This window comes from Flaviramulus multivorans, assembly GCF_021728415.1.
In the GTDB taxonomy this organism is placed as follows: domain Bacteria; phylum Bacteroidota; class Bacteroidia; order Flavobacteriales; family Flavobacteriaceae; genus Sabulilitoribacter; species Sabulilitoribacter multivorans.
In genome coordinates this window covers 129,251-153,861 of the sequence record NZ_JAKKDV010000004.1, presented here as the reverse complement: position 1 = coordinate 153,861, position 24,611 = coordinate 129,251, and the positions used below count along the sequence as shown (strand labels likewise).

The following is a 24,611-nucleotide window of genomic DNA, read 5'->3' as shown; positions in this document are numbered from 1 at the left end:
ATTATTCTTCTATAACTTTAGAAACCACTAAATAGCCTTTTTTCTCTTTTGGAAAGTTTTCTGTAATGATTTTCTTTTCTAAATCAGAACTTTCAATCACTACATCGTCTCTTAATTCGTTTAAAGACACACTGTTATTATGATTAATATTAAAAGAGTTGCTATTTGCCGATTGTGCATTTTTTATTACCTCAAATAGTTTGTTCACCGCTTCACTGGGTTGCGCTCCTTTAATACTCGACAATACGTCGACTGTCATAATTTTACTCATTTTCTGAATTTTTAATTAAAAAAAAACCTTCCGTATTCGGAAGGCTTCATATATTTTTAAACAATAACCTTCCGACCCTAAAAATTAGGATTATTGAAATTATTATTGTTATTGTTAGTTGTCATAATATCTTTATATGTGCCAAATATATGTAGAAATAATGTACTAAGCACCAATTTTCTTGATATCATATGGTGTATTGTCAAATTATTAAAAAAATTACCGAATATTTATTAATTCTATAAATTATTATTGGATGTAATAGTTTGATATCGATTGGTGTTGGAATTAATCAATTTATGATGAATAATCGACGTTTAAAATTTCAAAAATCACTTCATAAAAATTTAAAATTTGAGTTTTAAGCAGCTTTTTATTTTTTCCGATTTCAAAAAATAAAAAAAATCATTAAAATTTAATTTAAGGCACTTTTTAGGCGATTTAAGACACTTTTAAGTAATTAACAAATGTTGATAATTTTATGAATGAGTCGATAAAAAGCTTTTTAAAAGGGTGATAATTTCGTATATTTGTTTGTATTCAGAAGGATGCATAAAAGCATCTTTTTTTTATGGAAAATAAAGAAGAATTTAACAATATTAAATAATAATATGAGCGAACCTAAAGAAGAATTTAACAAGCACAATTATTCGGCAGATAGTATTCAAGCCTTAGAAGGAATGGAGCATGTACGTATGCGTCCATCGATGTATATTGGAGATGTTGGTACAAGAGGGTTACACCATTTGGTTTATGAGGTGGTAGATAATTCGATTGATGAGGCACTTGCAGGTCACTGTAATAATATTACGGTTACTATTAACGAAGATAATTCTATTACTACTGAAGATGATGGTCGTGGTATCCCTGTAGATTTACATAAAAAAGAGGGTGTTTCAGCACTGGAAGTTGTAATGACTAAAATTGGAGCTGGTGGTAAATTTGATAAAGATTCTTATAAGGTCTCAGGTGGTTTACACGGTGTTGGTGTAAGTTGTGTAAATGCGTTATCCGAACATTTACGTGCAACTGTATATAGAGGTGGAAAAGTTTGGGAGCAGGAATACGAAAGAGGAAAGCCTTTATATCCTGTAAAGCAAATAGGTGAAACTGATAAAAGAGGTACAACCGTTACCTTTAAACCAGACTCAACTATTTTTACTCAAACTCTAGAATATAGCTACGATACTTTAGCCAGTAGATTGCGTGAATTGGCGTACTTAAATAAAGGTATTACAGTTCATTTAGTTGATAAAAGAAGCAAAAAGGATGATGGTACTTTTGAAGGTGAAACATTTCATTCTGAAGAAGGATTAAAAGAGTTTATTCGGTTTTTAGATGGTAATCGAGAGCCTTTAATGAAAGATGTTATAGCATTTGAAGGTGAGAAAAACGGTGTACCTGTGGAGGTAGCCATGGTATATAACACCTCTTATGCCGAAAACTTGCATTCGTATGTAAATAACATTAATACGCACGAGGGAGGAACACACTTGTCTGGTTTCCGAAGAGGGTTAACGATGACGCTAAAAAAATATGCGGACGAATCAGGACTGCTTAAAAATTTGAAATTTGAAATTGCAGGTGATGATTTCCGTGAAGGTCTTACAGCTATTATTTCGGTAAAAGTTCAAGAACCACAATTTGAAGGACAAACTAAAACCAAATTAGGAAACAGAGAAGTATCGGCATCGGTAAGTCAAGCGGTTTCTGAAATGCTTACGGATTATTTAGAAGAGCATCCAGACGATGCAAAAATTATAGTACAAAAAGTAATTCTAGCAGCTCAAGCGCGTCATGCAGCTCAAAAAGCTCGTGAAATGGTGCAACGTAAAACCGTAATGAGTATTGGTGGTTTACCTGGGAAATTAAGTGACTGTTCTGAGCAAGATCCTGCAAAATGCGAAGTATTTCTGGTAGAGGGAGATTCGGCAGGCGGTACTGCAAAACAAGGTCGTGATAGAGCATTTCAAGCTATTCTTCCACTTCGTGGAAAAATCTTGAATGTTGAAAAAGCGATGACTCATAAGGTTTTTGAAAACGAAGAGATTAAAAACATTTTCACAGCCTTAGGTGTTACTATAGGAACAGAAGAAGACAGCAAAGCTTTAAATCTATCAAAATTAAGATATCATAAAGTCGTTATTATGTGTGATGCCGATATTGATGGTTCGCATATCGCAACTTTAATTTTAACCTTTTTCTTTAGATACATGAAAGAGTTAATTGAAGCTGGTCATATATATATCGCTACACCGCCACTTTATTTAATTCGTAAAGGCGCCAAAAAGCAATATGCTTGGAGCGATAAAGAACGTGATGAAATTATTGAGGATTTTGGCGATGGTGCAAAAATTCAACGATATAAAGGTCTTGGAGAAATGAATGCTGAACAACTTTGGGATACTACTATGAATCCTGAATTTAGAACCATGCGCTTAGTTCAAATAGATAATGGAACCGAAGCCGATAGAATTTTCTCAATGCTTATGGGTGATGAAGTTCCACCACGTAGAGAGTTTATTGAGAAAAATGCTATTTATGCTAATATTGATGCGTAAGTAATTATTTAAGTGTTATATTCAAAAAGCGGCTTTCAAATTAATGAAAACCGCTTTTTTACTAACTAACTAAACCTAATCAAATCAAAAAAGTCCTAAACTTACACGAGGAGTGTTAACTCGTGTTCTTATATTAATCGTATTTCTTCTAGGATATCTTTCATAATAATATCCATCATATCTGTAATAGTAAAAAGAAGCGTGATGATAATAATGGTCACTATGATGACAGTGATTGTTACAATGTGCATAATGTTCTGCATATGCGTCCTTTTTACCTTTCATATAGGCTTTATATGCTTTTTTGTCTTTACGCTTTAAATCTTTTTCATACGCTTTTTGCTCATCCCAAAAAGCCTCTTCTTCAGCCTCATTTTCTGCCTTGAACTGTTGTTCGTATTTAGCATCTTCTAAAGCTCGTTGTTTATAGTAAGACTCTTTATCCATTACTTTTTCATTAGATTTATCAGGTTCTTGCGCTGTTGCACCAAACGAAATGATTAATGATAAAATGAATGCAAATTTTTTTATTGATCTCATAACTTTAATTTTTTTGATTATTAATTTGCTTTATAAAAGCTTTCAATTATAAGACAACTTAAAGGTATTTTACCCTACCTTTTTTATTAAAAATCGAAACCTATAGAGAACTGCCAAACACGATTTTTTGGATTTCCTTCATCATATACGCTACCTAGCCCTAAATGATAACGAACTCCTAGCGATACTCCAGATTCGGTTTTAAAACCAGTTCCAAAGTTCATTCCCCAATCAAAATTTTGCGGATCAAATTCTTGCGTAGTATCGAATAAACCAAAACCACTATCAAATTCTTCCTTGTGTGAGACTGCCAACCCTATTTGAGGACCAACTTCTAAAAAGAACGCTTGGTCAGGATAAAGTTTCAACATTAATGGCAGATTCAGATAATCCAATTTTTGTGTAAAAGTGCCTCCGCCATCTTGTAATTCATAACCCTGTTGAGAGTAAAGCAATTCTATTTGTAGCGCCACACTTTCAGATAAAAATGATTCGCCATAAAAACCTATATGAAATGAATGCCTTTGTCCTGTTTCGGTTTCACCATCAAAACTAACGGCAGCTAAATTATAACCACCTTTAAGACCGGTGTTCGATTTATGTGTTTGAGCGTTTGTGTTTAATATAATGGTGAAAATAAATACGATTTTTATTAGTGTTTTCATTTTGATTTATTTTATAATTTGATTTAACATTTCTATTTACCTCCATTTGCTTGCAAATCGGCTATACATTGTGCATCTAGTTGAGGTGCTGAACTCATATTTGCCATATCAGATATATTAATGGCCGACTCGGTAGCCCAATACATCAAGCAATCTTCTACATTACAGTGTTTGGGATGTTCTGTATCTTCATGATTGCTTTGCAAAGGAGATCCAAGATTTGTAAGTCCGAAAATATGACCAAATTCATGGTTAATTACCGTGGTTTCTAATAACGACCGGTTAGGCTCTAAAGGACTGTTGCTTAATCCTTGAATCGTTTCTTCGTAAATAACAAATGAGGTGTTCCAGTAGGCTGTTCCAAGAGTTAAAGTGCCATTGGCTTCCGAATCATTTTCAGACTTGCCATCAGTAAAATAAGCCCAAATAGCAATTTGATTTTGCGTATTATAATGTTGCCTTTGTTCTCTTTCAATCTGGGCAATTTCCTCTAAAGTATATACATCTTTTCCTGAAGAAGCAATGGCTCGTTTTTCAACAGTAATACCACCTGGTTTATTGGTTCGTTCGTTTAAAAAGCTTACAAAGTTATTAATAGCTGTTTGAGTGGGCTCAAACCCTTCCACATAAACCAGTTCGATAATCATATTGGTGAATTTTGCGTCAGATAACAAATCATTTGCAGAACTACCCGTAGTTTTTCTATTTAAGTTTTTATCAATAGGGTTGGGTTGATCGGAATCAATATTTGCAGACTCATCTTTAGAACAAGCGCTTATAATTGATAATATAAAAAGGGCTATTAAAAATTGATACTTCATGATTTACGAAATTTTTTGATTAAAAACAGCTACCCATTTATAGGTAGCTGCTTTACCATAACATACGTAACAAATGCTATTCTAGTTTTTAAATTTGGGATAAAACCAGAGTTATTGCGGCATTTGTTGTGCTTTGTAGAGAGATAGAATTTGTAGAATAGCTTGTAACTTCCCAATTATGATTTAATAGCTCGAACGTAGCATTTCCAGTGAAAGTTAAAGATAAATACACTTCAAGCTCAGATGTTACGGCATATGTACCCTCAACATCTTGTATTGTTGCATTTACTGTATTTTCAGCAGTACAAGATAGATCGTTTGCAAAATCTATGGTGTAATCTGCATAATCATTAGCGGCATTTACACCAGCAGTAACAAATGACTCTACTTTAAACAAACCATCAACTAAAATAGTTTCTAAGGTTTGGGCGTTTTCTTCAGCTTCTTCCTTGGCATCTTCAGTGCCCAAACACTCTGTAATACGCGCCTGCAAGTCCAAATCGCTTGAAATTTCAACAACCGTATTACTATCTCCGTTTAAAGTTGCGGTTATAGGATAGTTAACAGCAAACAACTCGTCATTACTAAAGTTATTCATATAGGTATACAATTGTTGTTCAGACTCAATAACAACGCTACCAGTTTGCTCAAAGTTTAAGCTGTAAGTTAGAATTGTAATTGGAAAATCAATATTTAAACAATTGATGGCGTCTTCAGCTCTACTTTCAGCTTCTTCACACGCTGCAACTAATGCATCATATTCGGATTGATTAGCAACTTGAACCTCTGTATAATTACTTAATCTAACAGTTAAAGGAAATTGAAATTCAATACTATCGTCATCATTAGTAAACTCCCCTAGAATGTTTAAAACCAGGTTATATTGAGATTCATTAATAATTGTAATCTCCGTGTTGTTTATTGTAGCAGTTACAGGTAATAAAATAGAAGAGCAAGATATGCCATCTAAAAAGTCGTCAAAACTACCATCATACATTGATGCACGCTCTAAGTTATTAGCTGTAGGGGAACTTGCATTATTTGTATTTGGATTTTGTCCATTTTCCGTATCAATTTCTTCTTGACACGATGTGAAACTTAAAATAGATGTTAATAAAATTGCGGTTAAAAATTTTAAATTTTTCATAATGTTAATTTTTTTTGGGATTTAAATTTTCTTTTTCATAGCGATTCTTTTCGCCCTTGTTTTAGTAAGACAACTACATTTTATTTTACCCTACCCAATTTCAAAAATCATTTTTAAATTTAGATGTATGATGGCTAAAATAGATAAAGTTAAAATTATGAATAAGACAACTTTTATTATTTTAAGTGTATTATCTTGCTTCATAATTTTAAATGTTGTTTTCTTACATGTTTAAGACAACTAAAAATACATTTACCCTACCATTAAATGATATTTTTATAATTTAATGCAAAAACCTAGATTTTAAGACATAATTATACTTTAAAAAACAAAAAACAGCTATCAAAATTTTGATAGCTGTTTTCATAACATAAGTTACAAATGCAAGCCTAATTATATTTGGGCTAATACTAATGTTGCAGCTGCATTTGTAGTGCTCTTAAAAGAGATTGAAGTTTGAGAATAGCTTGTAACTTCCCATGAATTGTTTAGCAGTTCAAAAGTTGCATTCCCAGAAAAAGCTAAGTTAAAATATATGTCTGTTTGTGAGGTTACTTCGTAAGTACCTTGCACATTTTCGATGGCTGAATTAACCGTGTTTTCAGCTGTACATGATAAATTTCCAGCAAAATCAATGGTATAATCAGCATAGTCATTTGCTTTTTCAACACCAGCCTGAACGAACGATTGTACTTTAAATAAACTGTTAACTAAAATAGTTTCAACCGTTTTTGCGTTTTCTTCAGCTTCTTGCTTTTCATCTTCATAAGCAATACATTCTGTAATTCTGGTTTGTAGATCTAAATCACTTGCTATACTAATTACTGTCTCACTATTCATATTTGCAGTAATAGGATATTTAACAGCAAAATATTCATCATTACTAAAGTCATTCATAAAAGTGTATAATTGCTCTTCAGACTCAATAACAACGCTACCAGTTTGTGTGAAATTTAAGTTATAGGTAAATATTGTAATTGGAAAATTGATATCTAAGCAATTAATAGCTGCCTCTGCTGCATTTTCAGCTTGGTTACACGCGAGAATTAAAGCATTGTATTCAAGTTGGTTTGAAACGCTAACTTCAGTGTAATTACTTAATTTAACCGATAATGGAAAGTGTAATACAACTTCGTCGTCATCATTATTATATTCAGATAAGATGTCGATTACAGTGGCGTAATCAGATTCACTAACCACGTTAACTTCAGTACCATTAACAGTTGCTGTAACGGGTAATAAAATAGACGAGCATGATACGCCATCTAAGAAATCATCAAAACTACCATCATGCATAGATGATCGCTTTAAATGTTGAGCTGTTTGAGAGTTTGCAGCATTTGCTTCAGGATTTTCACCATTTACTTTGTCATCCTCATCTTGACAAGATGTAAATCCAATAAATGTTAATAATAAGGTTACTGTAATAAATTTTAAATTGTTCATAATAATAGATTTTAGGGTCATTAATTTTTCTTTTTTGCGATTCTTTCGCTTTCTATGAGTAAGACAATCGAATATTATTTTACCCTACTTTTTTAAATATTAATTTTAAATTTTTAGTTGCGTCTAGTTTTTATACAATGCTTAGGCAGCTAAAAATAAATTTATCCTACTTTTGTAATCAAGATTGTTAATTTTCTTTTTAAAAAAAGACCTACTTTACAATGAGTAACAACAACTCCAAACTTTGCGAAGAAACTTATTTTAATACGTTTTACATAGAGCATATTCAACACGCTACTAATTTTGCCTATTATAAGTGTGGAGATAAGGATGGTGCTTTGGATTTAGTGCAAGATGCATTTTCGAAAATCTGGGAAAATTGTTCTAAAATAGATTTTACAAAAGCAAAAACGTATTTGTTCACAACCGTAAATAATTTATTTTTAAACAAGGTGAAGCACAATAAGGTTGTTTTAGAATATGCCAAAGCAGCTCCTTATATTGATAAAACAAATGAGAGTCCAGAATATTTATTGGAAGAAGAAGAATTTAAAAAGAAGCTTCAAGATACCTTATCATTATTATCAGATGCACAACGTGAAGTTTTTTTATTGAATAGAATTGATGGAAAAAAATACAGAGAAATAGCAGAAATGTTAGGGGTTTCTCAAAAAGCAGTTGAAAAAAGAATGTCGGCAGCACTAAAAATTTTAAGAGAACATATAGAAAATATTTAATGTAGGGTAGGGTAAAATAAAATGTAAGTGTCTTATTTACAGAATGCACAAAAAATGAATAAAGAAAACGACATATTAAAATGGTTTGAAGGTGAGATTTCTGCTGAGGATATTAAAAAACGTTATCCGAATGAAGATTTTTCAACGCTAGAAAAATTGGGCTTTTATTCAAAACAGTTAGAAGCTCCAAAAATCGATGCTCAAAAGGCATTGGCTGATTTTAAATCTAGAAAATTCAATAAAAAGGAAACTAAGGTAATTCCTTTAAACTTTAAATCGTTCTTAAAAATAGCGGCCATTTTTGTGGTAATGCTTACATCGTCTTATTTCTTATTCTTTAATAACACAAAATCTTTTGAAACACAAATAGCCCAAACTAAAACGTTAAACTTACCTGATAATTCTGAGGTGATTTTAAATGCACAATCAAAACTTTCTTTCAACAAGAAAGAATGGAAAGAAAGTAGAAATCTTGAATTAGATGGTGAGGCATTTTTCAAAGTAACAAAAGGTGAAAAATTTACCGTAAATACTGATGCTGGAAGTATTCAAGTATTGGGTACTCAGTTTAATGTAAAAGAGCGCGATAAATATTTTGAGGTACAATGTTATGAAGGTTCGGTGAGCGTTACAAGCAATCAAGAAAAGGTTATTTTAACACCAGGTAAGTCGTTTAGAGTTGTAAATGGCGACGTGAGTTTAGTAAACGATTTTAACGCAGAAAACCCATCGTGGTTAGCTAAGGAGTCTAGTTTTAATAACGTGCCCTTATGGCAAGTTATCAATGAGCTAGAAATTCAATATGATTTAAAAATAGATGCAACAAAAGTAAATACTTCTAAAACCTTTTCAGGAAGCTTTACACATACCGATAAGAATATAGCCTTACAATCGGTAACCATACCTTTAAAACTAAGTTATAAAATAAATGGTAAAAATGTTGAGTTCTATAACTATGAAACGAAATAAGGCTTTTATCTTTTTGTTTTTTCTTGTTAGGATGTTTTCTTTTGATGTTCAATCTCAAGAAAATTTGCCTTTAATGGAGCTAATTACTCAAATAGAAACTAAGTTTGAGGTTAAATTTTCATATTCAGTTAATGACGTTGATGGGCTACTAGTTGCTCCATTGCAAGAATCAGAAACATTAAATGAGATTATAGATAGATTAAATGCTTCGACTGTTTTAAACTTCAAGTTTCTTAATGAGCGTTATATAACTATTTCAACGATCGATAAAACAATATCTATTTGTGGGATTTTAATCTCCGAAAGTGATGATTTACCTCTTTTTGGTGCATCCGTTTTAGTTGAAAATTCATCAAAAGGCGTTATTACAGATACCAACGGTAAATTTAAAATGAGTGATGTTGGTATAAACGATACTGTGATCATTTCATATTTAGGTTACCAAACTAAAAGCTTTAAAGCTTCAGATTTAAGGATGCTTAACGAGACTTGTAAAAGCATCGCTATTCAAGAACAAAACGAAGCGCTTAGTCAAATTCTAATCACCAAATTCTTAACAACGGGTTTGCAAAAGCATATTGATGGAAGTACAGTTTTAAATACTGAAAAGTTTGGAATTTTACCAGGATTAACAGAACCAGATATTTTGCAGTCTATTCAAGCATTGCCAGGTGTAGAGAGTGTTAATGAAAGTATTGCCAATATTAATGTAAGAGGTGGTACAAATGATGAAAATCTCATTCTTTGGGATAATATTAAAATGTACCATTCAGGACATTTCTTTGGGCTTATTTCTGCTTATAACCCTTATTTGACTGAGAAAGTCGTGGTTACCAAAAATGGAACATCGAGCGAATTTAGTGATGGCGTTTCAAGCACCATTAATATGTCTACCAAAAACCAAATAAGCAACAAATTTTCAGGAGGTTTTGGTGCCAATTTAATTCATGCCGATGCTTTTTTAGAGATACCCATTTCAAAATCTTTAGCATTACATGTTTCGGGTAGACGTTCTTTTACTGACTTACTAAGTTCTCCAACGTATGATAATTATTTCGAACGTAGTTTTCAAGATAGCGAGCTTACAAGTAATAGTGATAACATTAGTGAAAGTAATAGAAGTAGCGATTTCTTCTTTTACGATTATTCGGCCAAATTACTTTTTGATTTGAATGATAATCATAAATTCAGAGCAAATATTATCGGTATTAATAACAATTTAGATTATACGGAAAGTTACCAGGATACTAGTGGCAATTCCGAATCAAAAACAAGTAATTTAAAACAAGAGAATTTAGGTTTTGGTGCCAGTTGGAGTGCTGTTTGGAGTGATACATTTAGTTCGGAATTTAATGCGTTTTACTCTAGTTATAACGTGGATGCGACAGATTATAGAATAGAAACAGACCAGCGATTAACCCAAGCTAATGAGGTACTTGAAACAGGTCTAAAGTTTAAAACGCGATTAAAATTAAACAACTATTTAAGCTTTTTAAACGGTTACCAATTTAGTGAAATAGGTATTTTAAACGAAACAACGGTAACAAATCCTTCTTACGACATAACTAAAAAGGATGTGTTGTTAAACCATGCACTTTTTTCTGAATTAGAATATAAAAAAAGTAACACCTATTTAAGAATAGGGTTGCGAGGCAATTATTTTCAAAAGTTCAGTAAACTTATTTTAGAACCACGATTAAACTTTAGGCAGAAATTATCAAATCAGTTTGCAATAAAGTTACAAGGCGAATTTAAAAACCAGTCCGCAAATCAAAAGATAGATTTTCAAGACGATTTTTTAGGTGTTGAAAACAGACGATGGATTTTAGCAAACGAACAAACAATTAAAATATCTGAAAGCAAACAAGCTTCGTTTGGTTTTGAGTTTAACCAAAATAATTGGTTGATAGATGTAGAAGGGTTCTACAAATTAGTTGAGGGTATTACGGCTTCTAATCAAGGATTTTATAATAATTTTCAATATGAAAATGCACAGGGAAGTTATAATGCTAAAGGCGTTGAGTTTTTATTAAACAAAACAGCAAATAATTTTAGCACTTGGGCTAGTTATACCTATAGTATTAATGATTATGAATTTGCAAGTATTACACCATCAGTATTTCCCAATAATGTAGATATAAGGCATTCGGTTTCCTTAGCCTTTAATTATAATGTTTTAAAGAATTTAGAGATGTCAGTTGGTGGTATTTGGCGTTCGGGACAACCATACACAAAACCTCTTGAAGGAAATGAAACAGTACAAGATGGTAATAATACTCGTGTTAATTATGATGTGCCTAACAATGAAAATGTGGAAGATTTTATGAGATTAGACGCCTCTATGAATTATAATTTTAATCTCTCCGAATCAGTTCAGGCTGAATTTAGAGTTGGTGTTTTGAATGTTTTGGACAGAAAGAATATCATTAATAGATATTATGAAGTCGATCCAAACGACTCTGATAAAGCTATTCAAATCAACAATAAATCGCTAGGTTTAACGCCGAATTTGAGCTTAAGAATAAATTTTTAAGACATGTAAAATGTTAAAATTATCGATTAAAAGCATTTTTTTTCGATAAAAAGTTGTTTTATGTGAATTTTTTCCTATGTTTGTAAAACCAAATCTATTATAAATGAAAAAGATAATGTTACTTATGTTACTCTTTTTAGTAACAACCATTTCAAAAGCACAAAGTGATATTGACGCCCTTTTAGCTGCAGGTGTAGAAGACGCACAACGATTCGCCAACGATTATTTAGCTCCAGGAACCAATGGTTTAATGCATAGCATGAATTCTAATTGGTTTAATACTGCCGATGCTAAACCTTTAGGAGGTTTTGAAATATCTGTGGTGGTTAATGCTGCTAATGTAAAAGATGAAAACAAGATGTTTCAAATGAATACGGCAGATTATAACAACGTGCAATTTGTTACAGGTCCAAGTTCGCAAATGGTATCTACAGTTTTAGGACAAAACGATCCTACAATATTTGTAGAAGTTGAATATGATGACCCTATTTTTGGAAGTCAAACCGAACAAATAGAATTACCACAAGGTATTGGTTCAGAAAATATTAGCTTAATTCCTACTGCTTTCATTCAAGGAGCTTTAGGTTTAAGTAAAGGTATAGAAATAAAAGCTCGTTTTGTACCAAAAATTGATACCGATGAGGTTTCTTTAAGTATGTATGGTGCAGGTTTACAATTTGAAATGACTAAATGGTTACCTGCAGATAAATTATTACCAGTTGCCATTTCCGGCTTAGTTGCATACACACATTTAGATGGATCTTATGATTTAACAAATTCATCAACAGTTGAAGGCGAGAATCAAAGAGTTGAAAGTGATGTTAATACATGGTTATTTCAACTAATAGCATCAACTAAATTGCCTGTAATTAATTTTTATGGTGGTTTAGGTTATATAAAAGGAAAATCACAATCCGATTTATTAGGAACCTATCGAGTAACAAATGGGTTTATTACATCGCAAGATATTGTTGATCCTTTTTCGGTGACTAGTGAAGTGTCGTCAGTTAGAGGAACTTTAGGAACAAAATTAAAGTTAGGTTTTTTCAGACTTAATGCAGAATATCATCTGTCCGAATACAATGCCTTTTCAGTAGGTATAAACTTTGGTTTCAGATAAAAAATAGTTTTAGATTATAATTGTTTAGTTTTAGTTAGTTTATATTTAGTTTTAGTTTAAAAAGTACAAGATTTTATCTTGTACTTTTTTTATTTAGAGTGTTTTAATTTGTAATTTCGCAGCACTTAAACGATATAATTGTAGTTTAATTTATAAAATTATCGTTATTAACCATCAATAATAAATTTAAATACATACTAAAATGAAAGTAACAGTAGTAGGAGCAGGAGCAGTTGGTGCCAGTTGTGCAGAATACATTGCTATTAAAAATTTCGCTTCAGAGGTTGTTTTATTAGACATCAAAGAAGGATATGCTGAAGGAAAAGCCATGGATTTAATGCAATGTGCATCATTAAATAGTTTTGATACAAAAATTACGGGTGTAACGAATGATTACAGTAAAACCGCAAATAGTGATATTTGTGTAATCACCTCTGGTATCCCACGAAAACCAGGTATGACTCGTGAAGAGTTAATTGGTATTAATGCAGGCATTGTAAAGGCTGTATCTACAAGTTTACTGGAGCATTCTCCTAATATGATTCTTATTGTTGTTAGTAACCCAATGGATACGATGACGTATTTAGCTCATAAATCTTTAAATATTCCTAAAAACAGAATTATAGGAATGGGTGGTGCTTTAGATTCTGCACGTTTTAAATATAGATTAGCGGAAGCTCTAGAAGCTCCAATTAGTGATGTAGATGGAATGGTTGTTGGTGGTCATAGTGATACAGGTATGGTACCTTTAACTAGTCATGCAACTAGAAACAGTATTAAAGTTTCTGAATTTTTAAGTGAAGAACGTTTAGCACAAGTAGCAGAAGATACTAAAGTAGGAGGTGCAACACTAACTAAATTATTAGGAACTTCTGCGTGGTATGCACCTGGTGCGGCAGTATCAGGAATGGTTCAAGCCATTGCTTGTGATACTAAAAAAATGTTTCCTTGTTCAACCTTATTAGAAGGTGAGTATGGTTTAAATGATATCTGTATTGGTGTTCCAGTAATTTTAGGAAAAAATGGTATTGAAAAAATAGTTAATATTCCTTTAAGTAATGCTGAAAAAGCTCACATGCAAGCTAGTGCCGAGGGTGTTAAAAATACAAACGGATTATTAGAATTATAATTTTTACAACCTTAATTTGATAATTATATAAAGACTGTAGCAATACAGTCTTTATTTTTTTATATTTGGCGCATGTTAAAAAAGTGGTACATAGTCGCTCTTGTTTTATTGGTTACTCTTTTGGGTATTTCTTCTCAACAACAAGCAGTTGTCCCTAATCAAGAAATTGTTATACAATTTGATGATTTTAACATAACCTCTTTAGAAGTAAAAAACGCTATTGCGAATGTAAAGAAGCAATTAGAGGGATTTAGCATCGATAATATTCAGGTTAAACAAGGTGAAAACGGAACTCTAAAAATTACGTATTACACCGAAGTCGATTTTTTAGAAATTAAAAACTCTTTTTCTAAATCAAAAGATTTAGATATTGATGTTAATACTCATAACCAAGAAAATGGTTCTAAGGAATTTCCTTTAGATGATACTAACGTTACTTATAATCTAAATGTTTATGAAATCCAGAACGGGGAAGATTCAGGTTGGGATTTTAATGGTATTAGCGTTCAAAATATTGATGCAAAAAGCAATCGATTTTTAGACCCAAATACAACGTTTCTTTTAAATAATTTCGAATTTGGAAAGGACGAGCATGAAGCTAAACTAGCCTTAAAAGTATTTAGAAATATTGCTATTGCAATAGATGATATCCTTCACAAAATACCGGAAGTTAGAGCAGGACCTATTTGCTAAAAGGATTCTTCAACTTTCATCAATAAAAAACACAAAATTTTAATTAAAATTAAAAATTGTCAAATTATACGGGAAATTCTATATTTGCTCGTTTTTAAAAAATTTGACCTTAAAATTATATACAATGCAAAATAAAGGATTAGTAAAAATATTTGCCCTTTTGTTTGGCTTGGTAAGTATTTACCAACTTTCGTTTACGTTTAAATCAAACCAAATTGAAAGACAAGCAGAAGAAATAGCTATTAATAAAATTGCCGATACTGAAGAAGATTATCGTGCAAAACGTAGTCAAGAAGAGGCTGACTACTTACAATCAATAGCTACTGATACGGTTTTTAATATAGGCATAGCAAAATTCTCATATAATGATGTGAAAGCAAAGGCTATGAACCTTGGTTTAGACCTAAAAGGAGGTATTAACGTAATTCTTCAAGTAAGTGTAAAAGACATATTAAAAGGATTGGCAAACAATACCAAAGATCCTGTTTTTAATAAGGCTTTAGAAGACGCAACAGAGCTTCAAAAAAATAGTCAAAACACTTATTTAGAGGACTTCTTTATAGCTTTTGACAAAATTAAAGGTGATACAAAATTAGCGTCACCAGATATATTTTATACCAAAGCTCTTGATGGAGAAATTGATGGGAGTATGTCTGATGATGAAGTAAAAAGTATTATCTCTACAAAAATAGACGAATCAATTGTGTCTGCTTTCGAAGTATTACGTAAACGTATTGATGAGTTTGGTGTTACATCACCTAACATTCAACGCTTAGGAACTTCTGGTCGTATTTTAGTTGAATTGCCAGGTGTGAAAGATGTAGAAAGAGCAACATCACTATTACAAAGTACAGCCCAATTAGAGTTTTGGGATGCTTACAAAGGCGAACAGTTCGTTGGTTTCCTATATCAAGCGGATGCTGTTTTACAAGATATTGTAGAAACTAATACGGAATCAGAGGAAGTTGAACCTCAAGATCAAGAAGATTCAACCATTGATGATTTATTAGGTGATGCTGAAACAGATTCAACAGCAGTTGCGACAGTAAGCCCTTTAGTAAGCTTAATTAAAGGTGGTGGCTACCAAGGAGGTCCAGTTATCGCCAAATTTGAAATTAAAGATAAAGAAACTGTTCTTGATTACTTAAACCGACCAGAAGTAAGAGCCTTACTTCCTGCTGAACAACGCTACACGAAGTTTGTTTTTGGAAAACCAGAAAAAGATAGCGAATTAATAGATTTATATGCCTTAGTTGGTAATAGAGAAAATACGCCTCAGTTAAGCGGTGCTGTTGTTACTGACGCTCGTAACCAATTCGGGCCAACAGGTAAATCTGAAGTATCTATGCAAATGAATGCTAAAGGTGCTAAGATTTGGGAGGAAATGACTGGTAAAGCTTATACTCAAGGTAGCCAGATTGCTATTGTTTTAGATAATGTGGTTTATTCAGCGCCTGGTGTAACAACGGGTCCTATTGCTGGTGGTAGCTCTTCAATTTCAGGAGATTTTACCTTAAACGAAGCGATTGACTTAGCAAACGTATTACGTGCAGGAAAATTACCGGCGTCAGCAGATATTATTCAGAGTGAGGTAGTAGGTCCATCATTAGGTCAAGAAGCGATTGATAGTGGTACAACGTCATTTTTAATTGCCTTAGCACTGGTATTACTTTGGATGATTTTTTACTACGGTAAAGCAGGTATTTTTGCAGATATAGCCATGTTATTTAATATCCTATTGATCTTCGGAATCTTGTCCGGATTAGGAGCTGTATTAACATTACCTGGTATTGCTGGTATCGTATTGACCATTGGTATGTCGGTGGATGCGAACGTTCTTATTTTCGAACGTATTCGAGAGGAACTTACCAAAGGTAAAGGTCAAAAAGAAGCGATTCAAGACGGGTTTAGTAATGCTTTATCATCCATTTTAGATGCTAACATTACTACAGGTTTAACCGCTTTAATCTTATTTATTTTTGGAACAGGTCCAATTAAAGGATTTGCTACAACCTTATTAATCGGTATTGGTACATCATTATTTACGGCTATTTTCATTACAAGATTATTAATTGACTGGTATGTAAATAGAGGTGGTAAATTAGATTTCGCTACGGCTATTACTAAAAATCTTTTCAGAAACATAAGTATTGAATTCTTAAAAAAGCGTAAAGTAGCTTATGTTATTTCTGGAGTTTTCATCGCAGTAAGTTTAGGATCATTATTTACAAATAGTTTAGATCAAGGTGTAGATTTTGTAGGAGGTAGAACCTATCAAGTGCGTTTTGCACAAGATGTTAGTGCTGCAGAAATTACGGGTGTATTATCACAACCAGACGTTTTTGGTAGTGCCGATGCTAAAACTTTTGGTGATGCAAATCAATTAAAAATCACAACCAAGTATAAAGTAAATGAAACAGGTGCTGAGGTTGATGAGGAAATAAGAAAAACACTTTACGATGCTTTACAAAATCATTTAGATGGTCTTACTTATGAAGATTTTATTAGTGATGCCGATACTAAATCAGTTGGATTAATGAAGTATTATAAGGTAAGTCCAACCATTGCCGATGACATTAAACAAGCTTCGTTTTGGGCTATTTTAGGGTCGTTAATCGTAGTATTCCTGTATATATTACTACGTTTTAAAAGATGGCAATATTCGTTAGGTGCAGTTGCGGCGGTATTTCACGATGTCTTAATAGTATTAGGTGTATTCTCATTAACTTATAAGTTTATGCCGTTTAGTATGGAAATCGACCAAGCATTTATAGCAGCCATATTAACGGTAATAGGTTACTCGTTAAATGATACGGTGGTAGTATTCGATAGAATTCGTGAATTCTTCAACGAGCACACAAGTTGGCAGTTCAATAAAGTTGTAAACGTATCGTTAAGTAGTACATTAAGTAGAACCTTAAATACCTCGTTAACTACCTTAGTAGTATTATTAGCCATTTTTATATTTGGTGGCGACTCTATCAGAGGGTTTATGTTTGCATTAATAGTGGGTGTAATTGTAGGTACGTATTCGTCACTATTCATTGCAACACCAATTATGTATGATACAGTACAAAAACTAGAAGATAAAAAGAAAAAGAAAGACTAACTCAAATTTTTTCTTTGCAAGAAGCCTATCAATGTATTTTGGTAGGCTTTTTTTATGGCGTTACCCCAAACTTGTTTGAGGTCGGGCTTTTCATTATATCTTTTTATGTCAGTTCGAGTGAATTTGCTTTGCAAATTAGTATCGGGAACATAAAAAGGATGCCACTGAAATCCCTAACGCACATATGTGCTAACTATAGTTTTAAAACAAAAAAGCAATCTATTTTTGGAGAGGAAACAAGTTCAGCACATGTAAACGAAGTTATCATTTTTTTCTCACAAAATCAAGCCCATGAAGTAGAGACCACCAGAAACCAATTTTAAATAGCTTCTACAAAAAAAATGGCGTTATTATTTAAATCGTAAAACCCAAATTCATTAGTGCCCCAATCGGTTTTTAATCTTAGTTTGTCTCTGTTAATAGTACCTCGTTTTACAAATTCATCAAAAAGCGGTTGAACATCGTCAACAAAAATTTTAATTACTGAGCCTCCAAGTAGTGGGTCGTCATCCGTATCAGCATGCCATTGTAAATGTAGGTACAAAGTGTCTCTTTTTAAAACCGCATACATAGCATCTTTATGTACTAACTTAAAACCAGCGTAGTTGTTGTACCAATCAACATCCCTATCAATATTTTGTGACGGTAAAACAGGAACAATTTGCATAAATAATTAGTTTTTATAGCTTATACTATCGCCAACCGCAATCGCCCATTTATCAACCAATCCAGCATTGATTTCTAATACATATTTCGCTGGAACATTAGATGGAAGTGAAGCCTCATCAAGAGGTTTCGCATTTTTTTGGAAACTAACTATTTTATGGTTTTCGTCAATAAAAATTAAGTCTAATGCTATTTTAGTGTTCTTCATATAAAAGGAACGAGGCGCAACATCATCAAAAACAAACAGCATACCATGGTTTGGTTTCATAGAGCTTCTATACATCAAACCTGTTTGTGTTTCATATTCGGTATCTGCAATTTCAATATCAAACGTTACTTGAGTAGAATCGTTTTTAAATATATCGAGTTCGCCTTCCTTTTTAAAAGCAACTTCCGTCTGCGTTATAGCTTTTTTATCGTCTTTACATGCTGATAAGATTAACGAAAGCGATAAAGTAAAAGCAAATATGTAGCGCTTTAAACACATGTTATTTTACTACTGTTTTGGGTTTGTAAACAAACATAAAGTATAACCCGATTAGGATAAATGGAATACTTAACCATTGGCCTGTATTTAAACCAAACCAGTTAATATATTCGTCGCCTTGTGGTTCTTTTACAAATTCTACAAAGAAACGAATGGTCCAAAGCAGGATTAAAAACAAACCAAACAAAAACCCAGATTGATCTCTTTTTGGTGTTTTAGAATAGAAATACCATAAAATTAAAAACACAAATATGTAACAAAACGATTCGTATAACTGTGCTGGATGTCTGTAAGGAACAACTTCTAATAACTCTGGGTTACTAGCAATAGCGTCATATGCCTTTTGAACATCTTTAATGCCGGTTAAACGCACAGCGTCGTACTTATTATAATAATCCTGAATAAAACGAACCCCGAAGCTTGAATCGGTTATTTTACCTATAATTTCAGAATTAATAAAGTTTCCAATTCTAATAAAAATAGCACCAGAAGCTACAGAGATTACAATACGGTCTAAAATCCAAAGCAGTGATTTGTACTTGTATTTTCGTCTGTACAAGTACATACCAATAATAATACCTATGGCAGCACCATGACTTGCCAGTCCTTGAAAACCGGTAAACTCAAAACCATTTTTAAAGCTGAAAGGTAAAAAGATGCTAAAAAAGTCTTCTGAAATAAGCTCTGATTGGTAAAACAAAACATGCCCTAATCTTGCTCCAAGCATGGTTGCTAAAACGGTGTAAATAAAAAGCGGGTCTAAGTAATCAAGAGACACTTTTTCTTTAGTGAAAATACGTTTCATAATATACCAGCCTAAAATAAAGGCGATAATCCACATAAGGCTATAAAAATGAAGCTTGAAATTTCCAACAATATCAATACCAGTTATAGGATTCCAATCAAGTTTTAGTAGTTGCATAAGATTTATTTTTCAACGTAAAGATAAACGTTAAAGGTGTTTTTTATGTTAAAATTTATTTAAGAAGTTCCAATACTTCAACTTCAAATATAAGATTAGATTTTTCTGGAATACCTCTGGTCCCAGCTTCTCCGTAGGCCAAATGATAAGGAATAAAAAAAGTAGCTTTATCTCCTACATGCAATTGTTGTAAGCCCTCTTTAAATCCAGGAATCATTCGTGCATTAGGACCAATGTTTGCAGTTAATGGTTGGTATTTATCAGCTGCTTTTCGGTTTTCATTTACAGCATCTAGCGCTTCGGCTATTTCTAATTTACTAGTTTCTAGCAATTTTCCGTTTTCAAAATATACTGCATAATGCGTTAAAACTTCGGCATCTATAGGTAGTTTTTCACCCGAACCTTTTTCGGTTACAATATATTTTAACCCAGATTCTAGAGTAATAGCATTAGCTTCTTGAGTGTTAAATTTTTCCTTGGATGCTTTTATAATGGCTTCAGCTCTTTCAGCTTTTTCTTTTTCAAGACGTTCGGCTTCGGCAAAATGGTTAATAAATATTTTAGGAGCATCAAATTGCTTAGCAGCTTTCCCTTTTCTTATAATGTTTAACTCTTCTAGAACTACATCTTTAAGAGGTTTGTTTCTTTCGTTAGTTTCAACGTTCGATATGGAATCTTGAATGTTTAAACCAATAACTAATTCTCCAAAGACAGAATGTTTGTTATCTAAGCTAGGTTTGGGAACTTCTGTTATGAAAAACTGACTACTATTGGAGTTTGGACCTGGGTTTGCCATAGATAAAATACCTGGTTTATCATGTTTTAAGTCTGGATGAAATTCATCCATAAACCTGTATCCAGCATTGCCAAAACCTGTTCCTTTAGGGTCGCCACCTTGAATCATAAAATTATCCATAACCCGATGGAATATCGTTCCGTTATAAAACTTCTTACCGGCATATTTTTTGTCGACCATGGTATTGGTGCCTTCAGCAAGCGATACAAAATTTGCTACTGTAATGGGTACTTTTTCATTTTCCAATTTGGCAACCATAATGCCTTTGCTCGTAATAAATTCAGCATACAATCCATCTTCAAGCTCAGGATATGGTGCTTTACAAGCAGTTAAATTTATTAGAAGTGATAATAAAAAAAATTTAATTGTAGGTTTAATTAAATTCATGCTAATGGGTTTGATTTTGTGTAATAGAATTTATGGTAACCTCACAAATTAAAGGGGTATTGCTAGATATTTTATTTTCATCACCGTAATAACCATAGGCCTTTTGTGATGGAAAAAGAAAAGTAACAGTTTCACCAGCTTTCATAAGTTTTAAACCTTCACGCAATCCCGTAAATAGTTCTTCTTTATCCATGGTGTAGGTTTGGGTTTTAATATCTTCTGTAGAATATATTAAGTTGCCATTTAAACCTTTTACATTGTAGTTGTAATTAACAATATCACCAAAAGCGGGCGTTTTTAATGTATCTATATCAATTTTATTATTGTAGTAGTACCAAAAACCACTTTCAGAAGCGATATAGTCTTTTTTATCTTGCTTTAAAAGCTTCTCTATTATAGACTGTTCTCTGGCGTTAAGTTTTTTATTTCGCTCTACCGAAGCATCAATAAAAGAGCCTGTTTTTACAGAAACAGGACGTCTTGCTTCGGGAGTTTTACAGCTAAAAGCTAGTAAAACAATAGCTAATATTAGTAATTTATTCATCATTTAGGGCTTTATTATAACTAGGCAATATACTAATAAATTTTTCAACGGTATCTTTTAATGATAATTCGCTTCTGCCACCAGCGGCGTTTATATGACCACCACCGTCAAAATGTAATCGTGACATTTCATTAACAGAAAAGTTTCCTTTAGAGCGTAATGATATTTTAATAATGCCTTCTTGTTTATCTTCAATAAAGATGGCAGCAAGTACAATATTATTTAATGATAAGCCATAATTTACAAAACCTTCGGTATCCCCTTTTTTGTAATCGAATTTTTGAAGCTCATCTTGAGACAAGGTCATGTACGCAGTTCTAGATTCTGGAATTACGTTCAAATTGTTCAGAGCACAACCTAAAAGTTGTAATCGTGCATAGCTATTAGTATCGTAAACATTATTGTGTATTTCGGCGTTGTTAGCTCCACTTTCAATAAGTTTTGCAATAATCTTATGAGTTGTACTTGTAGTTGAAGGAAATCTAAATGATCCTGTGTCGGTCATAATACCTACGTACAAACAAGTAGCAATATTGGCATCAATCAAACTTGAATCTCCTAGCATACTTATAAAATGATATACCATTTCGCATGTAGAACTCATGCTCACATCACTAAATGTATAAGCGGCATAATCGTCAGGTGCTTGATGATGATCAATCATTATTTTTAACGCTGTACTTTTAGCTAACACGGGTTCCATATTACCAGTTCTATGTAAAGCATTAAAATCTAAGGTGAAAATAATATCAGCGTCATTAATTAAAGCATCACATTCAGTCGTTTGAGAATCGTGCTTTAAAATAGTGTCATTTCCTGGAACCCATTTTAAAAACGTAGGATAATCATTAGGCACCAAAACTTGAGTCTGGTGATTGTACTTCAATAAGTAATGATATAAACCAAGCGTAGAACCAATAGCATCGCCATCAGGGTTTTTATGGGGTACAATAACTATCTTTTTTGGCGTTGATAATAACTGCTTAATACTGGCAATATCGTGTTCATTCATAGTTGACGAAGATACAATTTTTTTAAAATTGTTTGTATTGTTTTTAAATAGAAATACCTTACTTTTGCACGGAAAATTACAAAGAGTGTTTATAGTTTATTTTCTAAAATTTGGTTTGTAATTTCATGAAGACCTATTTATCAAATTAATTATAAACTGAATAATTTAAAATAAAAAAATGGCAACAAATAGAACATTTACAATGCTTAAACCAGATGCGGTTGAAAAAGGACACATTGGTGCAATACTAGAAAAAATTTCAGCTTCAGGATTTAGAATTGTAGCTATGAAATTAACACAGATGACAAAAGCTGATGCACAAGCATTTTATGCAATACATAAAGAACGTCCGTTTTTCCCAGAATTGGTTGAGTATATGACTCGTGGACCAATTGTGGCAGCAATTTTGGAAAAAGATAATGCAGTTGAAGACTTTAGAACCTTAATTGGTGCTACAAATCCTGCTGAGGCAGCCGAAGGTACTATTAGAAAATTATATGCTGCTTCTATAGGAGAAAATGCAGTACATGGTAGTGATAGTGATGAAAATGCTGCTATCGAAGGAGCTTTTCACTTCTCTGGTAGAGAGATGTTTTAAACTTTCTTAATATAAAAATAGTAATAGCCCGTAATTATGTTGCGGGCTTTTTTTATTAGTAAAATCGATATTGCATTGATTTAAAACATATCTTTAAAATTAACTAACAACCTAATTTTTAAGATAATGACCAACCAATCAGACATTGAGCTTCGTCCAGTGGAACGAAGTCATCGAATTAATTCACTTGATATTATTCGCGGTATTGCCCTCTTAGGAATACTCCTTATGAACATTACAGGCTTTGGGCTAGCTTATGCGTATGGCGATCCAACTAATTCAGGAGGTTCAACAGGATGGAACTTAAAAGTTTGGATAATGGATAACATGTTTTTTGAAGGCACTATGAGAGGGCTTTTTACCATGTTGTTTGGTGCGGGATTTATATTATTAACCACACGGGCTGAAAGCCAAGGTGGTGGTATCAAAGTTGCCGATTTATATTACCGTAGGATTCTGTGGTTGCTACTTTTTGGAATCATGCATGCTTATTTATTGTTATGGTATGGAGATATTTTATACCCTTATGCAATATTTGGGTTAATGCTGTTTCCTTTTAGAAATGCAAAACCTAAATACTTATTAATTGCAGGCTTAGTATTATTATCAATTGGCAGTTTAAAAGATGTCATGACCTATAATGAGGATGTTACCACTAAAACAGAAGGTTTAGTTGTAGAAAAGCTGAAAGAAAATAATAAGGAAGAAGAGCTGACTAAGGAACAAGAAAAAGCCCTTGGTAAGTGGGAGGAATTGAAAAAGAGTAAAAAAACGAAAGAAGAAATAACCGAGGCCAATGAGAAAAACCTTGGAGGCTATTGGAGTATTGTTAAAAGTAGATTCGGTATGAATAAATATATGCAATCTGCCGTAGTATATGAGTTCTGGGTTTGGGATATTTTAAGTTTTATGCTTATTGGAATTGCCTTTTTTAAATGGCGGATATTTCAAGGTGAACGCAGCAATAAATTTTACTTGCTTTTAATGACAATAGGTTATGTAATTGGATTATGCGTTAACTATTACGAAACCATTATAACGATAAATAGTGATTTTGATATAATTGAAATGAGTCGTGCTGGTCAAACGTACCAACTGGGAAGACTTTTTACAATTTTGGGACATGTAGGTTTGTTTATGCTATTTATTAAATCTGGGATATTAAGGTTTTTGCAAAATGCTTTGGCGGCGGTAGGTAAAATGGCACTTACAAATTATTTGATGCATACAGTAATTTGTATTACTTTTTTCTTAGGTTTTGGATTTGGTATGTTTGGTAAACTAGAACGCTATGAACTTTATTATGTAGTTTTAGCTATTTGGGTATTTCAACTAATTTATAGTCCCATTTGGTTGAAGTATTTTAAATATGGACCAGCTGAATGGTTATGGAGAAGTCTTTCTTATATGCAAAAGCAACCTTTCAGAAATAAATAATATTAAAGTAAAAACCCGCAA

General features: G+C 32.5%; 22 protein-coding genes. 10 read left to right on the top strand and 12 right to left on the bottom strand.

The window, feature by feature from the left end:
- Position 1: 1 nt before the first annotated feature.
- Complete coding sequence (locus L3X39_RS10610; RefSeq protein ID WP_237231763.1) at positions 2 to 271, bottom strand: Asp-tRNA(Asn)/Glu-tRNA(Gln) amidotransferase subunit GatC; 270 nt, start codon at positions 269 to 271, stop codon at positions 2 to 4.
- A gap of 611 nt (positions 272 to 882) precedes the next feature.
- On the opposite strand from L3X39_RS10610, the gene gyrB reads away from it, so the two are divergent.
- Positions 883 to 2,832: a DNA topoisomerase (ATP-hydrolyzing) subunit B gene (gene gyrB / locus L3X39_RS10605; protein WP_237231762.1), complete on the top strand. Its 1,950-nt coding sequence runs from the start codon at positions 883 to 885 to the stop codon at positions 2,830 to 2,832.
- A gap of 84 nt (positions 2,833 to 2,916) precedes the next feature.
- Here the strand turns inward: gyrB and L3X39_RS10600 are convergent, their stop codons facing one another.
- The 5 genes from L3X39_RS10600 to L3X39_RS10580 form a co-directional block, all read right to left on the bottom strand.
- Complete coding sequence (locus L3X39_RS10600) at positions 2,917 to 3,372, bottom strand: hypothetical protein (RefSeq protein ID WP_237231761.1); 456 nt, start codon at positions 3,370 to 3,372, stop codon at positions 2,917 to 2,919.
- A gap of 86 nt (positions 3,373 to 3,458) precedes the next feature.
- Positions 3,459 to 4,037 carry a porin family protein gene (locus tag L3X39_RS10595; RefSeq protein ID WP_237231760.1) on the bottom strand — a complete coding sequence of 193 codons (579 nt, stop codon included), beginning with the start codon at positions 4,035 to 4,037 and terminating at the stop codon, positions 3,459 to 3,461.
- 32 nt (positions 4,038 to 4,069) lie between these two features.
- Positions 4,070 to 4,858, bottom strand: a complete 789-nt coding sequence (locus L3X39_RS10590; RefSeq protein WP_237231759.1) for a membrane metalloprotease — start codon at positions 4,856 to 4,858, stop codon at positions 4,070 to 4,072.
- An 88-nt stretch (positions 4,859 to 4,946) separates the two neighbouring features.
- A complete protein-coding gene (locus L3X39_RS10585) occupies positions 4,947 to 6,005 on the bottom strand; it encodes a hypothetical protein (protein ID WP_237231758.1) in 1,059 nt (352 codons plus the stop codon).
- Positions 6,006 to 6,398: 393 nt separating this feature from the next.
- A complete protein-coding gene (locus tag L3X39_RS10580) occupies positions 6,399 to 7,451 on the bottom strand; it encodes a hypothetical protein (protein WP_237231757.1) in 1,053 nt (350 codons plus the stop codon).
- A 221-nt stretch (positions 7,452 to 7,672) separates the two neighbouring features.
- Between L3X39_RS10580 and L3X39_RS10575 the strand changes: the two genes are divergently transcribed.
- The 7 genes from L3X39_RS10575 to secDF all read left to right on the top strand — a co-directional run bounded on the left by L3X39_RS10575 (position 7,673) and on the right by secDF (position 17,741).
- Positions 7,673 to 8,188, top strand: coding sequence for an RNA polymerase sigma factor (locus L3X39_RS10575; protein WP_237231756.1), 516 nt, complete (start codon positions 7,673 to 7,675; stop codon positions 8,186 to 8,188).
- A 54-nt stretch (positions 8,189 to 8,242) separates the two neighbouring features.
- Positions 8,243 to 9,157, top strand: coding sequence for a FecR family protein (locus L3X39_RS10570; protein WP_237231755.1), 915 nt, complete (start codon positions 8,243 to 8,245; stop codon positions 9,155 to 9,157).
- Complete coding sequence (locus L3X39_RS10565) at positions 9,144 to 11,690, top strand: TonB-dependent receptor plug domain-containing protein (RefSeq protein ID WP_237231754.1); 2,547 nt, start codon at positions 9,144 to 9,146, stop codon at positions 11,688 to 11,690. Before L3X39_RS10570 ends, L3X39_RS10565 begins: the two co-directional genes overlap by 14 nt.
- 103 nt (positions 11,691 to 11,793) lie before the next feature.
- Complete coding sequence (locus L3X39_RS10560; RefSeq protein ID WP_237231753.1) at positions 11,794 to 12,810, top strand: DUF6588 family protein; 1,017 nt, start codon at positions 11,794 to 11,796, stop codon at positions 12,808 to 12,810.
- A 202-nt stretch (positions 12,811 to 13,012) separates the two neighbouring features.
- Positions 13,013 to 13,939, top strand: coding sequence for a malate dehydrogenase (gene mdh / locus L3X39_RS10555; protein WP_237231752.1), 927 nt, complete (start codon positions 13,013 to 13,015; stop codon positions 13,937 to 13,939).
- A gap of 72 nt (positions 13,940 to 14,011) precedes the next feature.
- The gene (locus tag L3X39_RS10550) at positions 14,012 to 14,632 is read left to right on the top strand and encodes a hypothetical protein (RefSeq protein ID WP_237231751.1); all 621 of its coding nucleotides are present in this window, start codon (positions 14,012 to 14,014) and stop codon (positions 14,630 to 14,632) included.
- A 124-nt stretch (positions 14,633 to 14,756) separates the two neighbouring features.
- Positions 14,757 to 17,741 carry a protein translocase subunit SecDF gene (secDF, locus tag L3X39_RS10545; protein ID WP_237231750.1) on the top strand — a complete coding sequence of 995 codons (2,985 nt, stop codon included), beginning with the start codon at positions 14,757 to 14,759 and terminating at the stop codon, positions 17,739 to 17,741.
- 319 nt (positions 17,742 to 18,060) lie between these two features.
- Here secDF and L3X39_RS10540 read toward each other — a convergent pair whose 3' ends face one another.
- From L3X39_RS10540 to L3X39_RS10515, 6 genes are read right to left on the bottom strand one after another with little or no spacing between them, the layout of a single operon-like run.
- Entirely contained in the window at positions 18,061 to 18,408 is a 348-nt protein-coding gene (locus tag L3X39_RS10540) for a VOC family protein (protein WP_237231749.1), read from the bottom strand.
- Between the two features lie 6 nt (positions 18,409 to 18,414).
- Complete coding sequence (locus L3X39_RS10535) at positions 18,415 to 18,894, bottom strand: DUF192 domain-containing protein (protein WP_237231748.1); 480 nt, start codon at positions 18,892 to 18,894, stop codon at positions 18,415 to 18,417.
- 1 nt (position 18,895) lies between these two features.
- Positions 18,896 to 19,816: a prolipoprotein diacylglyceryl transferase gene (gene lgt / locus L3X39_RS10530; RefSeq protein WP_237231747.1), complete on the bottom strand. Its 921-nt coding sequence runs from the start codon at positions 19,814 to 19,816 to the stop codon at positions 18,896 to 18,898.
- A gap of 55 nt (positions 19,817 to 19,871) precedes the next feature.
- On the bottom strand, positions 19,872 to 20,999 hold the full coding sequence (locus tag L3X39_RS10525; protein ID WP_237231746.1) for a peptidylprolyl isomerase: 1,128 nt from the start codon (positions 20,997 to 20,999) through the stop codon (positions 19,872 to 19,874).
- Position 21,000: 1 nt separating this feature from the next.
- The gene (gldI, locus tag L3X39_RS10520; protein ID WP_237231745.1) at positions 21,001 to 21,543 is read right to left on the bottom strand and encodes a gliding motility-associated peptidyl-prolyl isomerase GldI; all 543 of its coding nucleotides are present in this window, start codon (positions 21,541 to 21,543) and stop codon (positions 21,001 to 21,003) included.
- Complete coding sequence (locus L3X39_RS10515) at positions 21,536 to 22,555, bottom strand: DHH family phosphoesterase (protein WP_237231744.1); 1,020 nt, start codon at positions 22,553 to 22,555, stop codon at positions 21,536 to 21,538. The genes gldI and L3X39_RS10515 overlap by 8 nt, the downstream gene beginning before the upstream one ends.
- A gap of 178 nt (positions 22,556 to 22,733) precedes the next feature.
- Here L3X39_RS10515 and L3X39_RS10510 point away from each other — a divergent pair, with 178 nt between their 5' ends.
- A complete protein-coding gene (locus L3X39_RS10510; protein ID WP_237231743.1) occupies positions 22,734 to 23,153 on the top strand; it encodes a nucleoside-diphosphate kinase in 420 nt (139 codons plus the stop codon).
- Between the two features lie 126 nt (positions 23,154 to 23,279).
- Positions 23,280 to 24,590 (top strand): DUF418 domain-containing protein, encoded by a 1,311-nt coding sequence (locus tag L3X39_RS10505; RefSeq protein ID WP_237231742.1) that lies wholly within the window; start codon positions 23,280 to 23,282, stop codon positions 24,588 to 24,590.
- The last annotated feature ends 21 nt before the right edge of the window (positions 24,591 to 24,611 follow it).